Here is a 14,761-nt window from a genome sequence, read left to right as displayed (position 1 = left end):
CTTATGACGCCGCCGCCGAACTCGGCGTGCCGAGCAAGGTCTGTGTCCTTTATCCATCTTCATTTTGCCGAGGGCTGACGGGCCCCAGGAGGAACAGGATGCTCTTCGCCCGCTTCGTCTTGCTGCTACAGGCCCTGGTGTGGGCCGGCCTGGGCCTGCTGTACTGGGTGCGCCCCTACGAGATGGCCAACCTCAGCGGCATGCTGCTGATGGAGCCGGAGTCGGTCAGCGACGCCCAGGTGTTCTACGGCGGCCACCAGTTCGCCCTGGCGCTGTTCCTGCTGTTCGCCCTGCGCCGCCGCGAGCTGCTGCGCGCCGGGCTGATCCTGGTGGTGCTGGTGCAGCTCACCCTGACCCTGTCGCGGCTGCTCATCGCCTGGTCCTCGGGCCTGGGCATCGACACCGACGCCACCCTCTACGGCCTGGTCTACCGCGGCAGCGTGTCGCTGCTGGCGATCTTCGCCCTGTACTGGCTGGAGCGCGGCCGGCGCGAGCCGGAGCCGGCCGAACCGCTGCCGGAGGCGCCGGTGGAGAAGGTGCGCGACGCCGACTTCGAAGGGCTCTGAAAACAAGGTCCGAATGACTCTGCGGCGAGTCAGGATGACTCCGTCGGATGATGTCATTTAGACTCTGTCATCGCGCCAGCCCTTGATCCATGGGCCCTCGGGGGCTGGCACGCTTGCTGTAATGGCTTGGCTACCTTCAAACGCCAATGGAGCGATCATGAAAGTAGCGAGCCTGTGTGCAATGGGTGTGGTGCTGTTGTCCTGCGCGGTGGCGCAGGCGGACCAGGTGGTGGCTGAACGGCCGGACAACACGGTCGGCGGCGGTTTCGGCGCGGGCAGCGGGGTGCTGATCGGCGGCGCCCTGGGCGGGCCCTTCGGCGCGCTGGCGGGGGCCGGCATCGGCTGGCTGGCCGGCAGCGGCGTGCAGCAGGCCAGCGGCGCCAGCCAGAAGGCCTACGTGGTGCAGGCGGAGGACGGCAGCCAGCGCAGCGTGCGTTCGCCCAACGCCGAGTTCCAGGTGGGACAGCGCGTGGAGGCCGACGGTATCCGCCTGCGCGCCGCGAACTGACGCGCATCCGCCCGGCGCCGCTGGGGCGGCGCCGGCTTCCGTGCTATCGTTGCGCCCCGTTCGACCGTCAGCCGCAGGCCCCGCAACATGAAATTCATCCACAAGCGCGAACACCTCAACGAGGGCGACCTCGTGGTCATCGAATGCTCGCGCACCTGCAACATCCGCCTGATGACCGACGCCAACTTCCGCAGCTTCAAGAACGGCGCGCGCCACGCCTACCACGGCGGTGCCTTCGAGCGCTTCCCGGCGCGCATCCGGGTGCCCAGCACCGGGTTCTGGAACGTCACCCTGGACACCGTCACCCGCCGCGCCATCAGCGTCACCCGCAAGCCGGACTTCAGCTACAGCATCAAGTTCGTGCGCAAGACTCCTTCCAGCTATAGCTGAGAGCTGAGCCGCTTCAGGGGCGGTGCGCCGGGAAATCCTCCAGCAGCTTCGCCAATGCCTTGTCGAAAGCCTCCTGGCTCAGGTTCGGGTCCTGTAGCTGGCTGCTCAGCTGCGCCTCGTAGAGCACCTCGCGACTCCTCTCGTCGACGATGCGCATGACCAGCCGCGCCAGGTCGGAATCGGCGATCTGCGTCTGGTTCACCACGCCTTCCTGGGTCGCCACCGGGCGCTGGATCACCCCGGTCTGGCGCTCCAGGCCCAATGCATAGAGCACCCGCAATTCGCCATTCTTTGCCTGGAAGCGGTAGCCCTTGGCTTCCAGGGCGCGGCGCAGGGCGGCGTCGAAGCGCTCCTCCAGGTCCAGGCGATGGCCGGGGGCGCGTACCGCCTGGATGGAGAAGCTGCCCTGGTGGCCATCGGCGGCCGGGGAGACCGTGACTTTGGCCGGGTCGCTGCCGGCGCAGGCGGCCAGCAACAGGGCGAGCAGGGGAAGCAGGAAGCGGTGCATGGCGAGGCTCTCTTGTGGTTATCCACAGCAGCCTAGCCGGCGACGCGGTGCGCGCCGCCCAACCCAGGTTGGGTTAGCCGCGGCGCTCCAGTAGCACGCCCGCTTCCATGTGATGGGTATAGGGGAACTGGTCGAACAGCGCGCAGCGCGTCACCTGGTGGGTGTCGTGCAGTTGGGCGATGTTCTGCGCCAGCGTCTCCGGGTTGCAGGAGATATAGAGGATGCGCTCGAAGCGACGGGTCAGCTCGCAGGTGTCCGGGTCCATGCCGGCGCGCGGCGGGTCGACGAACACGCTGCCGAAGTCGTAGCCCTTCAGGTCGACGTCGGCCAGGCGGCGGAAGGGGCGCACCTCGTTCAGCGCCTGGGTCAGCTCCTCGGCGGACAGGCGCACCAGGGTGACGTTATCCACGGCGTTGTCGGCCAGGTTGGCCAGGGCGGCGTTCACCGAAGTCTTGCTGATCTCGGTGGCCAGCACTTTGCGCACCCGGGTGGCCAGCGGCAGGGTGAAGTTGCCGTTGCCGCAGTACAGCTCCAGCAGGTCGTCGTCGCGCTGGCCGAGGGACTCGTAGGCCCAGTTCAGCATCTTCTGGCAGACCGCGCCGTTGGGCTGGGTGAAGGCGCCTTCCGGCTGGCGGTAGCGGAAGGTCCGCCCGGCCACCTGCAGTGCTTCCTCGACATAGTCGCGGCCGACCACCAGGCGCTTGCCGCGCGAGCGCCCGACGATGCTCACGCCCAGCTCGGCGGCCAGCTTCTGCGCGGCGGCCTGCCAGGCGTCGTCGATCGGGCGGTGGTAGCAGAGGGTGATGAGCGCGTCGCCCGCCAGGGTGGTGAGGAATTCCACCTGGAACAGCTTGTGGCCCAGGGCGCGCTCGGCCCAGGCGGCCTTCAGGCGCGGCATCAGTTCGTTGATACGCTGGCTGGCGATGGGGAACTGCTCGATGTAGATGGGCGTGTGCTTGTCGCCCTGCTCGAACATCGCGTAGTGCCGGCTTTCGGTCCCGGCATCGCGCCACAGGCGGAACTCGGCGCGCAGGCGGTAATGCTCGCGGGGCGAATCGAACACCTGCGGCTCGGGCGCGGCGAAGGGCGCCAGCAGCTCGCGCAGGCGCGCGGCCTTGTCGGCCAGTTGGGTGTCGTAGGTGGCGGGGTCGAAACGGGGACTGCTCATGGGGAACTCTTGCTGCGCGCGGTGGCGGGCGATGGGTTTCGTTGCGCCCGACCCATCCTGCAGGCGACTCGCGGGATGGGTTGAGCGAAGCGATACCCATGCTGCACGGGTATCGCTATCGGTCAGGCGTTGTACCAGCCCAGCTTGATGACGAACAGCACCGAGAGGATCACCAGCGCCCAGTTCAGTTCGCGGAAGCGGCCGGACAGCAGCTTGCAGGCGGTCCAGGTGATGAAGCCGAAGGCGATGCCGTTGGCGATGGAGAAGGTCAGCGGCATGGCCAGGGCGGTGACCACCACCGGCGCGGCCACGGTCAGGTCGTCCCAGTCGATCTCGGCCAGGCCCGAGGCCATCAGCACGGCGACGAAGAACAGCGCCGGCGCGGTGGCGAAGGCCGGCACGTTGCCCGCCAGCGGGGCGAAGAACAGCGCCAGGAGGAACAGGATGGCGACCACGATGGCGGTCAGGCCGGTGCGCCCGCCGGCGGAAACGCCCGCGGCCGACTCGATGTAGCTGGTGGTGGTGGAGGTGCCCAGCAGCGAGCCGAACATGGCCGCGGTGCTGTCGGCGATCAGCGCGCGGCCCATCTTCGGCATGTGCCCGTCCTTGCCCATCAGCCCGGCGCGCTTGGCCACGCCGATCAGGGTGCCGGAGTTGTCGAACAGGTCGACGAAGAGGAAGGCGAAGATCACGCTGGTCAGGCCGATGTCCAGGGCGCCCTTGATGTCCAGCTGGAGGAAGGTCGGCGCCAGCGACGGCGGCATCGACACCACGCCGCCGAACTGGGTCACGCCCAGGGCGATGGCGACGAAGGTCACCACCAGGATGCCGATCATCACCGCGCCGGTCACGCGGCGGGCTTCCAGGGCGACGATGAGGATGAAGCCGAGGATGGCCAGCAGCGGCTCGGGCCTGGCCAGGTCGCCCATGCCCACCAGGGTGGCCGGGTTGGCGATGACGATGCCCGACTCCTTGAGCGCGATCAGCGCCAGGAACAGGCCGATGCCGGCGGCAATGGCCGAGCGCAGGGCCAGCGGGATGCTGTTGATGATCCATTCGCGGATGCGGAAGATCGAAATGACGAAGAACATGCACGCCGAGAGGAACACCGCGCCGAGCGCCACCTGCCAGGTGTGGCCCATGTGCAGCACCACGGTATAGGTGAAGAAGGCGTTCAGGCCCATGCCCGGGGCGAGGGCGATGGGGTAGTTGGCGATCAGGCCCATGATCGCCGAGCCGATGGCCGCGGCCAGGCAGGTGGCGACGAACACCGCGCCCTTGTCCATGCCGGTCTCGCCGAGGATGCTCGGGTTGACGAAGAGGATGTAGGCCATGGTCAGGAAGGTGGTGATCCCCGCCAGGATCTCGGTGCGTACGTTGGTATTGTGCGCCTTGAGTTGGAACAGCTTTTCCAGCATGTCGTGCTCCCGTGTTTGGGCGTCTTGTCGGCTCGACCGGTCGGTCAGGATTGGCCGTCTTGCGCGGCCTGGGCAAAAAAGGCGGGCATCATAGCAGCTCGCCGGAAACGCGGGTATCGAGCCCGTCTACCGGCCCCACGACGAGCCTAGTTGGCCGGGGCCGTCACTGCCAGCGCAGGGCCCGCGCCAGCGCCTTCGTTGACTTCGGCCACGCCTGCCGGGAGGTCATTGGCGTTATCATGCGCCGGCCGGTACGCAATGACCGGCGCGCGCCGTTGTCCAACCGGCATTCGGCCCGATTCCCTTGTTGCCTGACCCCATCGTCGACCCATGAAACGCCTGATTCCGCTCTGCCTCCTCGCCCTGCTGGGCGCCTGCGCCGGCGCGCCGCCAGTCCTGCCGCAGCACAGCTTCGACATCCACGCCACCGCCGACAAGCCCAGCGCCAGCACCCGCACCCTGGCCGACCCGCAGGGCCAGGCGGTGCTGGTCATCGCCCGCGCCGAACTCACCCAGCGCGACGTGCAGCGCGCCGAGGTGGTGCTGGGCAACGGCGGCCGCCCCGGCGTGCTGGTGACCTTCGCCCCCGACGCCAGCAAGCGCCTGGCCCGGCTGACCGAAAAGCAGCAGGGCAAGGCCCTGGCGGTGGTCATCGACGGCCGCCTGCGCATGCTGCCGCAGGTATCCGAGCCGGTGCGCGACGGCCGGGTGATGCTGGAGGGCTTCGACAGCCAGGCCGAGGCGGAGACGCTGGCGCGGCAGCTCAATGCGCTGCGGGATGTGCCGGCGCAGCCTTGAGCAGCGGCAAGCAGGAGGGAAAGTCCGAATCCCCGAATTCTTCCGAGGCCAACCGGCTCACTCTGATACTGCTTCGGGGGGCTTTACCGGATACTGGCATCTCGCTGTAATAGTGCTCTTTCCCTTCCATGGATGGGCCTGGCTTGCAGAGCCCACCAAGCCCGCAAGGAGAGCGCCAGTATGATAGTCGGCATTGATCTGGGCACCACCAACAGCCTCGTCGCCGTATGGCGCGACGATGCTCCGCAACTGGTGCCCAATGCGCTGGGTAGCGTGATCACCCCAAGCGTAGTTGGCCTCGACGACCAGGGCCTGGTTCTGGTCGGCCAGGCTGCCCGCGAGCGCCTGCAGACCCACCCCCAGCTCACTGCAGCCTTGTTCAAGCGCCATATGGGCAGTGCCCAGGAAATTATCCTGGGCAAGCGCAGGTTCCGCCCCGAGGAGCTCTCGGCGCTGGTCCTGCGTAGCCTCAAGGAAGATGTCGAGCGCGTCTTCGGTGAGCCGGTAGAGGAGGCGGTGATCAGCGTGCCGGCCTATTTCAGCGATGCCCAGCGCAAGGCCACGCGTATCGCCGGCGAGCTGGCCGGGCTGAAGGTGGACAAGCTGGTCAACGAGCCCACTGCCGCGGCGTTGGCCTATGGCGTGCACCAGAAGGGCCAGGAGACCTCCTTCTTGGTTTTCGACCTGGGCGGCGGCACCTTCGACGTTTCCATCCTCGAACTCTTCGAAGGCGTCATGGAGGTGCGCGCCAGTGCGGGCGACAACTTCCTTGGCGGTGAAGATTTCGATACCGCGCTGGTCCAGCATTTCGTCGCCAGCCAGCGCCAGGACAAGCAGTTTCCCGATGTCGAGGCCCCCGGCATGTACAACCGTCTGCGCCGGGAAGCAGAACGGGTGCGCCATGCACTTGGCCTGCAACCCAGCGCCAGCTTCTCCCTGGCTCAGGGTGGCCGGCAATGGGCGCTGGAAGTCACCCTGGACGACTTGCAGCGCGTCTGCGCCCCGCTACTGGAGCGCCTGCGCGGGCCTATCGAGCGGGCTTTGCGCGATGCGCGCATCCGCGTCGCCGACCTCGACGAGATCCTGCTGGTGGGCGGCACTACCCGCATGCCGTTGATCCGCAAGCTGGCCGCGACCCTGTTCGGCCGTTTCCCGGCCATGCACGTCAACCCCGACGAAGCGGTTGCCTTGGGCGCCGCGGTACAGGCGGCGTTGAAGCAGCGTGAGGCGGCGCTGGAGGAAGTGGTGCTGACCGACGTCTGCCCCTACACCCTGGGCATCGAGACCACCGCGCAGTTCGGCCGGGTATACGAAGGTGGCCACTACCTGCCGATCATCGAGCGCAACAGCGTGGTGCCGGTGAGCCGGGTGAAGACGGTGCAGACTCTGCAGGACAGCCAGACCCGGGTGCTGCTGCAGATCTACCAGGGCGAGAGTCGCCTGGTGAAGGACAATATCCCCCTCGGCGAGCTGGATATCCCGGTACCGCCGCGCAAGGCGGGCGAGGTCAAGCTGGACGTGCGTTTCACCTACGACAACAACGGTATTCTCGAAGCGGAAGTGACGCTGCCGGAGAGCGGCGCGCGGCACAGCCTAGTCATCGAGAAGAACCCCGGCGTACTGACTCCCGAGGAAATCCGCGAACGCCTGGCGGCCCTGGCGCAGCTGAAGGTGCATCCGCGCGACCAGTTGCTCAACACGACCTTGCTGGCGCGCCTGGAACGCCTTTACCAGGAACACCTGGGCGACACGCGGGAAGCGCTGGCGCAGATGGCCGGGCGTTTCCAGCAGGTGCTGGGCGAGCAGGACCCGCAGCGCATCGACAATCTGCGCGCGTCGATCGAAGCGCAGCTCGACGAGCTCGAACGTTCGTCCTGGCGCTGAGGAGGCTGCGATGAGCTGTTGGGAGATTCTCGGCCTGGAGGCCGAGGCCGATGAGCGGAGCATCAAGCGTCAGTACGCGCGGTTGCTCAAGGTCACCCGGCCGGACGAGGATGCGCAGGCTTTCCAGGCCCTGCGTGAAGCCTATGAACAGGCTATGAGCTTCGCCCAGTGGCGCGAGCGAGGTGGCGCCGAGGATGGGGATGACGACATCGCCGTTGCGGCCCCCCCTCTGGCGGCTAGCCCGTTGCATTCTGTTGCCGTCGAGGTTCCATTTCGTTCCTTGGCGTCGCTGCTGGAGGATCTGCGCCCGGACGAGTTGTCCGAACGTCTGCGCACGGCCGAGGCGGAAGGGCTGGCGCTGTCCTTTGAGGATGGCGTACTGCAGTTGTGCCTGGCGGATGCGCGAGGCACCGGGTTGCGTGATGCCGCCTGCGAGACGTTCGGCTGGTTGCGCACCAACGAACGTTCGGGCCTGAGCGCACAGACGCTACGGCCGTTGTGGGTGCAATTGCTTGGCGAGCGTCTGGACGCTCTGCGCGAATTGCATGAGCAGGATGGCGGAGAGGCGTTCGTCAGGGGGCTGGCGGCGCTGGCCGGGGAGCCCTGGTTGCAGAGTTTCGATGCCCGTGAACTGTTGGAGACGGCGGTGGTGCGGCTGCTGTTGGACTTGCCGTACTGTTCCGGGAGGACCCTCGATGAAATTGCGGCGCTCTTCCGCTGGAATGAAGGGCAGCGTGACGCCAGTTGCCCCGCGCACCTCTGGCATGCCCTTCTAGATCGCTGGGATGCTGAGCGCTTCTATGACCGCTTGCAAAATGACGCACGGCGCTGGGAGTTGACCAGTGAATGCCGTGCGGCAAGGCTGGTGCTCGGTCCGTTCGATCGCTTCCAGCGGCGACGCTTCAGCGCAGACTTCACGGAGGCCGACTGGGACTGTTCGCGGCGCGTCGCGGAAACGCTCAGGCATCGCTATCCGCAACTGACTCGACGCCTGCCATTGGCCAATAGCCTGGATGCCGGCTTCTGGCACGACCTGGCCCGCAGCGAGACCCGCTGGCCACGGGTGTTGATGCTCTGGCTGGGGTTCATGCTGATGTATGCCATTGCCCTCATGCCGGCCGAGTTGGCGAAGCCTTCGCCCAACCTGACGCAGCTGTTCATCAGCGTCCCGGTCACCTCGGTGCTGCTGGCTGCGTCGCTCGATAAGCTGCTCCGGATTTCCCAGCGATTCCTCGGGGCACCGCTCAAGCGCCTTGACTACTACTTGAGCAGCCTTCTACCGGCGGCCTTGCACGAGCATGGCGCGGGGCTACGACCGTTGCGCGACGGTGCCATTGGCTACCTGCTCGGGCTGGGCGCCGCGATGCTGGCAGGGTGGCGGGGACACGAAGTGTGGTGGGGAGGGCTGATCCTCGCCGTGCCGGTTCTAGGGGCCATGCAGTTGCTTCGCCGTACCAGCTTGCTCGGACGTGCGCAATTACTGCTGGAGCGTGGTTGGGCCTATCGGCGCAACGCCTTCTTCATCGGCGTCTTGTTGCTTGCCGGCTTGGCGGCCATCGCTGGCAGTGTGTCGAAGAACGCAAATCAGGTTCGGCGCCAAGTCCCGAACATTGCGCCGGCGGAACTGGAGCGTTTCTGTAGCGATCTGCGCTATCGGCGCGATCTGGTCTGCCTGCGCTGGCAAATTGAGCGCACGCCGCCGCTCTCAGGTGATTAGACAGCAATGAAAAAGCCCGGCATTCGCCGGGCTTGTTCGTGTTCGTGTTCGCGGTTCGGCTTACTTGCCATACACCGGGAACTGGGCGCACAGGGCCTTGACCTGCTCGCGCACGCGGCCTTCCACGGCTTCGTCGCCCAGGTTGGCGAGGATCTCGCAGATCCAGCCGGCCAGTTGGCGGCACTCGCCTTCCTTGAAGCCGCGGGTGGTCACGGCCGGGGTGCCGATGCGCAGGCCCGAGGTGACGAAGGGCGAGCGCGGGTCGTTCGGCACGCTGTTCTTGTTCACGGTGATGAAGGCGCGGCCCAGGGCGGCGTCGGCGTCCTTGCCGGTGATGTCCTGCTTGATCAGGCTGAGCAGGAACAGGTGGTTCTGGGTGCCGCCGGAAACCACGTCGTAGCCGTTCTCGATGAACACCTGGGCCATGGTCTGGGCGTTCTTCACCACTTGTTCCTGGTAGGCCTTGAACTCGGGCTGCAGGGCTTCCTTGAAGCACACGGCCTTGGCGGCGATGACGTGCTCCAGCGGGCCGCCCTGGCCGCCCGGGAAGACTGCGGAGTTCAGCTTCTTCTCCAGCTCTTCGTTCTTGCGCGCCAGGATCAGGCCGCCGCGCGGGCCGCGCAGGGTCTTGTGGGTGGTGGTGGTGACGACGTCGGCGAAGGGCACCGGGTTCGGGTAGATGCCGGCGGCGACCAGGCCGGCCACGTGGGCCATGTCGACGAACAGGTAGGCGCCTACCTTGTCGGCGATGGCGCGGAAGCGCGGGAAGTCGAGGATCTGCGAGTAGGCGGAGAAGCCGGCGATGATCATCTTCGGCTTGTGCTCCACGGCCAGGCGCTCGACCTCGTCGTAGTCGATCAGGCCGTTGCCGTCGATGCCGTACTGCACGGCGTTGTAGATCTTGCCGGAGAAGCTGACGCTGGCGCCGTGGGTCAGGTGGCCGCCGTGGGCCAGGCTCATGCCCAGCACGGTGTCGCCGGCGTTCAGCAGGGCCATGTAGACCGCGGCGTTGGCCTGGGAGCCGGAGTGCGGCTGGACGTTGGCGTAGTCGGCGCCGAACAGCTGCTTGGCTCTGTCAATCGCAAGCTGCTCGACCACGTCGACGTACTCGCAACCGCCGTAGTAGCGCTTGCCCGGGTAGCCTTCGGCGTATTTGTTGGTCAGCACGCTACCCTGGGCTTCCATCACCGCCGGGCTGGTGTAGTTCTCGGAGGCGATGAGCTCGATGTGCTCTTCCTGGCGCTGGGCTTCCTGCTCCATCGCGGCGAAGAGTTCGGCATCGTAGCGGGCGAGGGTCAAATCACGGCTGAACATGGCGGTCCTCATAAGGATCGGTGCTGGGAAAGGGGCGCATTCTAACCCAGGGCGCGCGCGCTGGCATATGAAAGGCGGTCATGTGGCGGATAAGCGGGGCTCACGCGGGGGGAGCGCTGTAGGAGCGGGCCCTGCCCGCGATTCGCGCGCAGGGCGCGCTCCTACAGGGGGATCCTGACGCTAGCCGAGCAGGAACAACGCATTGCTGGAGAACAGCGCGGCGAACTGCTCGGCGGTCATCGGCCGGCCGAACAGGAAGCCCTGCACCTCGTCGCAGCCGTGCTCGCGCAGGAAGTCCAGCTGCGCCTGGCTCTCCACGCCTTCGGCGATCACCATCAGGTTCAGGCTGTGGGCCATGGCGATGATGGCGCGGGCGATCTGTGCGTCCTGCTCGCCGTGGGGCAGGCCGTCGACGAAGCTGCGGTCGATCTTCAGCACATCGATGGGGAACTGCTTGAGGTAGTTCAGCGACGAGTAGCCGGTGCCGAAGTCGTCCACCGCGATGGCCAGGCCCAGGCGCTTGAGGCCGGAGAGGATGTGCATGGCCTCGGACACGTCGCTCATCAGGATGCTTTCGGTCAGCTCCAGTTCCAGGCAGGCCGGCGGGATGCCGGTTTCCATGAGGATGCCGGCGATGCGCGTGCCCAGCTGGCCATCGGCGAACTGCCGCGCCGAGAGGTTCACCGAGACCTTCGGCACCCGCACCTTGTCGCGGTGCCAGATGCGGATCTGCCGGCAGGCCTCGGCCAGCAGCCAGTCGCCGACCTGGGCGATCAGCCCCAGTTCCTCCAGCACCGGGATGAACTCGGCCGGCGCGATCAGCCCGCGCGTGGGGTGCTGCCAGCGCAGCAGGGCCTCGGCGCCGGTGAGGCGGCGGCCGTCGCCGGTGAACTGCGGCTGGTAGTGCAGGATGAATTCGTCCTGCTCGATGGCGCGGCGCAGGTCGCTTTCCAGCTCCAGGCGCTCCAGGGCGCGGGCGTTCATCTCGGCCTGGTAGAACTGGAAGTTGTTCTTGCCCACTTCCTTGGCGTGGTACATGGCGGTGTCGGCGTTCTTCATCAACTGGCTCAGCTCGGCGCCGTCCTGCGGCGACAGGGCCACGCCGATGCTGGCGGTGACGAAGAACTCGCGGCCTTCCAGGGTGAAGGGCCGGGCGAGGCTGGCGAGGATGCGCTCGGCCACTTGGATGGCGCGCTTGAGCGCCTTGTCGCGGTCCTCCAGGCCCGGCAGCAGCAGGGTGAACTCGTCGCCGCCCATGCGCGCCACGGTGTCGTTGTCGCTGACGCACTGGTTCAGGCGCTCGGCCACTTCCTTGAGCATGCGGTCGCCTGCGGCGTGGCCCAGGGAGTCGTTGATCGGCTTGAAGCGGTCGAGGTCGAGGAACATCAGCACCACCCACTGGCGGTGCCGCTCGGCCTGCATCAGCGCGGTGTGCAGGCGGTCCTGGAACAGCGTGCGGTTGGGCAGGTGGGTGAGGGCGTCGTAGTAGGCCAGGCGGTGGATGCGCCGCTCGCTGGCCTTGCGCTCGCTGATGTCGCTGAAGAAGCAGACGAAGCTGACCAGGTCGCCTTCCTCGTCCTGCACCGCGGTGATGCCCACCCAGGACGGGTACAGCTCGCCGCTCTTGCGTTTCTGTAGGATCTCGCCCTCCCAGCTGCCGCTGCGCTGCAGGCTGTCGAGCACGTGCTTGAGCTGGTTGGCTTCCTGCTGGTCGGCGGTGAGCAGGCGCGGCTGCTGGTCGAGCACCTCGGCGGCGCTGTAGCCGGTCAGGCGCGAGAAGGAGTCGTTGACCTGGACGATGTAGCCGGCCGGGTCGGTGACCATGATGGCCGCGGTGGAATGCTCGAACACGGTGGCGGCCATGCGCATCTCGCGCTCGGCGCGGCGCTGCTGGCTGATGTCGCGGGCCACGCCGAGCAGGCCGACGAAGCGCCCGTTGTCGTCCCACATCAGGGCGATGCGCAGCTCCACCGGGACCTTGCGGCCGTCGGCGCGCAGGCAGTCGAAGGTGAACAGGTGCACCGCGCTGGATTCGCGCAGGGCGGCCAGCCGGCGCGGCGCGCCTATGGCGTCGCGCACGCGCTCCAGCAGGTCGTGCAGGCGCCCCAGCTGGGCCGGGTTGGCGGCGATCTGCTGCAGGTCGTTGTGCAGCAGCCAGGCCGGGCTGTAGCCGAAGGTCTGCTCGATCGACGGGCTGATGTAGTCGATGTTCAGCTGGGCATCGGTGGTGAGGATCACGTCGCTGATGCTTTCCGCCAGCATCTGGTAGCGGCGGCTGCTCTCGCGCAGCGAGTTGTTCGCCTCCACCGTGTCGGTGATGTCCTTGGCCACGCCGATCAGGCGCGCCACGCGGCCGTCGGCGTCGCGGCTGAAGGCCTGCTCGCGGATGTCGAACCAGTGCCAGCTGCCGTCGCGGTGGCGCCAGCGCAGCAGGCTGTCGAGCAGCAGGTTGTCGCCGATCACCTGTTGCAGGTTGCGCACGCGCCAGTAGTACTCGACGTCGTCCGGGTGCAGCAGGCATTCCCAGAAGCGCTCGCCCATCTGCTGCAGCTCGTCCTTGCCGTAGCCCAGCTGGCTGCCCAGGTGGTGGTTGCTGAAGATCACCCGGCGCGCGGTGATGTCGTGGATGTAGAGGGTGTCGGGCACCGCGCGCACGGCGTCGGACCAGAACTTCTCGCGCTCGATCAGCGACAGCTCGACCTGCTTGCGGCTGCTGATGTCGGACAGGCTCAGGGTGACCGCGCGGTAGTCCGGCAGGTGCTCGGGGATGCGCAGCTGCAGCCAGAAGTGGCGCAGCTCGCCCTGGCCGGTGCGGATGGCGACTTCCTGCTCGATGGGGCCGGTGCCGCAGAGGATCGCCTCGATGATCCGTGCGCGGGCGCTGCCGGGGCGCCGCGGGCTGTCGCTGATCAGGCGCCGCCAGGCCTGCTCGCCGCTCTCCACGCCGAGCAGCCGGCGCGCCACCTCGTTGACCTCGCTGATGCGGATCAGCCGCAGCAGCTGCGGCCAGTGTTCCTCGCGGCGATCCAGCCAGGCCTCCAGGCGGCCCGGCTCGCGCAGGCCGTTGTCGGTGAAGAAGCGCTGCAGGTCCGAGAGGTCGAGCACGCAGAGCGCCACGCCGACGCCGTCGAAGATGTCCTGGTAGCGTCGCCGGGTTTCTTCCAGCACCTGCAGCGAGCGCTGTTCCTCGGTGACGTCGCGCAGCACCCAGACATGCCCGCCCGGCGCCTGCTGGCCGCGCAGCACCCAGCCGGGCGCCTCGCCCGGCGGGGACTCCTCCAGCGGATGGCGGCTGACGGCATAGCGCCGGCGGCGGCCGTTGCGTTCCAGGGTGACGTGCTGGGTACCCGATGGCTGGCCTTCGCCGCTCTGCCGTTCCAGTTCCGGCAGCAGGCGGGCGAGATGGTGCTGCGGGGCGTCTTCGGTGCTCACGCCCAGCAGCCGCTCCGCCGGCGGGTTGAGATAGACCAGGCGGCCGTCGGCGCTGGTCACCAGCACCCGCTCGTCCACCGCCGCCAGGGCCTGGGCGGCCTGGCGCAGGCGCGACTGCGAATCGGCGGTCTGCGCGCGCAGGCTCTGTTGTTCGCGTTGCAGGCGCAGCAGGGCGGCGCAACTGATGCCGGCCAGCAACAGCAGCAGGCCCAGCTCGCCGAGCAGGCGCGGCGGCAGCCTGGGCTGCAGGACGGGCGCATCGACCAGCGGGCGGACCTGCCAGTCGCTGTTGGCGACCTTCAGCGCCGGCGCTTCGACGCTTTCCGGCGCGGCGTCGGTCGGCTCGTCGGGCGCGGCCAGGATCGGGTGGCCGACCTCATCTTCCAGCACCCAGGCGTGGCCGCCGTCCAGGATGCGTCCGGTCCATTGCCGGCGCGCCTCGGCGGCGTCCAGGCGGAGCACGGCGAAGGGGCCACCGGCATCCTGGAGGCGCAGCAGCAGGTAGAAGTGGCCGCCATCGGCGTCGCTGTAGGCGTAGTGGAAGGAGCTGGCGCCGGCGCGCTGACGCAGGCCGGCGATGAAGGCGTCGTCGCCGCTGTCCGGCGCGGTGTCCAGTTGCTTGGCGCCGCTGGCCGCATACCAGGCCAGGCTGCGCAGGGCGGGGTAGACCTGGCGCAGGTCGTCGAGCAGCAGCGCCGGCTCCTCGCCGCGGCCCAGGCGTTGCAGCGCCAGGCTGCGCGCGGCCAGGGCCTTGAGCTCCAGGGCCAGGGACAGCTGGTGCGCCAGTTCCTGGCTCTGGTGCACCACGCGCTCGCGCTCCAGCCGCGCCTGGCCGAAGTATTCCTGGCCCAGCTGCCAGAGCAGCAGGCCGAGCATCAGCGGCACCAGCAGCAGGGCGCTCCTGATGGCCAGCCGTTCAGGCCGGGCCAGGCTGGCCGGAGGGCGGGGAGGTCTGGACAAGGAGCGGCTACCTGGAACGGGGCGACGGGGTTCGGCGCGCAGTAGCATGCCCGGAAGCAGGGCCAAGTGCCAGTATCGCCGACGAGCGTCGTTTGCCC

11 protein-coding genes are annotated in these 14,761 nt (G+C 67.9%); 6 read left to right on the top strand and 5 right to left on the bottom strand.

Going from position 1 to position 14,761, the window contains the following annotated elements; all coding sequences use genetic code 11:
- Positions 1 to 98 precede the first annotated feature (98 nt).
- The 3 genes from RN02_RS06190 to RN02_RS06180 all read left to right on the top strand — a co-directional run bounded on the left by RN02_RS06190 (position 99) and on the right by RN02_RS06180 (position 1,464).
- A complete protein-coding gene (locus RN02_RS06190; protein WP_009617493.1) occupies positions 99 to 566 on the top strand; it encodes a DUF4345 family protein in 468 nt (155 codons plus the stop codon).
- A gap of 157 nt (positions 567 to 723) precedes the next feature.
- Positions 724 to 1,074: a hypothetical protein gene (locus tag RN02_RS06185; protein WP_009617495.1), complete on the top strand. Its 351-nt coding sequence runs from the start codon at positions 724 to 726 to the stop codon at positions 1,072 to 1,074.
- Between the two features lie 87 nt (positions 1,075 to 1,161).
- Complete coding sequence (locus RN02_RS06180; RefSeq protein ID WP_043273615.1) at positions 1,162 to 1,464, top strand: DUF1883 domain-containing protein; 303 nt, start codon at positions 1,162 to 1,164, stop codon at positions 1,462 to 1,464.
- A 13-nt stretch (positions 1,465 to 1,477) separates the two neighbouring features.
- Here RN02_RS06180 and RN02_RS06175 read toward each other — a convergent pair whose 3' ends face one another.
- The 3 genes from RN02_RS06175 to RN02_RS06165 form a co-directional block, all read right to left on the bottom strand.
- Complete coding sequence (locus RN02_RS06175; protein WP_043313641.1) at positions 1,478 to 1,972, bottom strand: DUF4136 domain-containing protein; 495 nt, start codon at positions 1,970 to 1,972, stop codon at positions 1,478 to 1,480.
- Between the two features lie 73 nt (positions 1,973 to 2,045).
- Positions 2,046 to 3,140 carry a tRNA (uridine(54)-C5)-methyltransferase TrmA gene (gene trmA / locus RN02_RS06170; RefSeq protein ID WP_043313640.1) on the bottom strand — a complete coding sequence of 365 codons (1,095 nt, stop codon included), beginning with the start codon at positions 3,138 to 3,140 and terminating at the stop codon, positions 2,046 to 2,048.
- Positions 3,141 to 3,262: 122 nt separating this feature from the next.
- Positions 3,263 to 4,558: an NCS2 family permease gene (locus RN02_RS06165; protein WP_043313638.1), complete on the bottom strand. Its 1,296-nt coding sequence runs from the start codon at positions 4,556 to 4,558 to the stop codon at positions 3,263 to 3,265.
- A gap of 330 nt (positions 4,559 to 4,888) precedes the next feature.
- Between RN02_RS06165 and RN02_RS06160 the strand changes: the two genes are divergently transcribed.
- The 3 genes from RN02_RS06160 (at position 4,889) to RN02_RS06150 (ending at position 8,957) form a co-directional block, all read left to right on the top strand.
- Positions 4,889 to 5,356, top strand: coding sequence for a SecDF P1 head subdomain-containing protein (locus RN02_RS06160; protein WP_043313637.1), 468 nt, complete (start codon positions 4,889 to 4,891; stop codon positions 5,354 to 5,356).
- 180 nt (positions 5,357 to 5,536) lie between these two features.
- Positions 5,537 to 7,240: a molecular chaperone HscC gene (locus tag RN02_RS06155; protein WP_009617515.1), complete on the top strand. Its 1,704-nt coding sequence runs from the start codon at positions 5,537 to 5,539 to the stop codon at positions 7,238 to 7,240.
- 10 nt (positions 7,241 to 7,250) lie between these two features.
- Positions 7,251 to 8,957 (top strand): J domain-containing protein, encoded by a 1,707-nt coding sequence (locus RN02_RS06150; protein WP_043313636.1) that lies wholly within the window; start codon positions 7,251 to 7,253, stop codon positions 8,955 to 8,957.
- 60 nt (positions 8,958 to 9,017) lie between these two features.
- Here the strand turns inward: RN02_RS06150 and glyA are convergent, their stop codons facing one another.
- Both glyA and RN02_RS06140 read right to left on the bottom strand, forming a co-directional pair.
- The gene (gene glyA, locus RN02_RS06145) at positions 9,018 to 10,271 is read right to left on the bottom strand and encodes a serine hydroxymethyltransferase (RefSeq protein ID WP_009617520.1); all 1,254 of its coding nucleotides are present in this window, start codon (positions 10,269 to 10,271) and stop codon (positions 9,018 to 9,020) included.
- Between the two features lie 180 nt (positions 10,272 to 10,451).
- The gene (locus RN02_RS06140) at positions 10,452 to 14,711 is read right to left on the bottom strand and encodes a sensor domain-containing protein (RefSeq protein WP_407733510.1); all 4,260 of its coding nucleotides are present in this window, start codon (positions 14,709 to 14,711) and stop codon (positions 10,452 to 10,454) included.
- Positions 14,712 to 14,761 lie beyond the last annotated feature (50 nt).

This window comes from Pseudomonas sp. PI1 (genome assembly GCF_000812405.1).
In the GTDB taxonomy this organism is placed as follows: Bacteria; Pseudomonadota; Gammaproteobacteria; order Pseudomonadales; family Pseudomonadaceae; genus Pseudomonas; species Pseudomonas citronellolis.
This window is presented reverse-complemented; position numbering and strand designations above follow the sequence as displayed.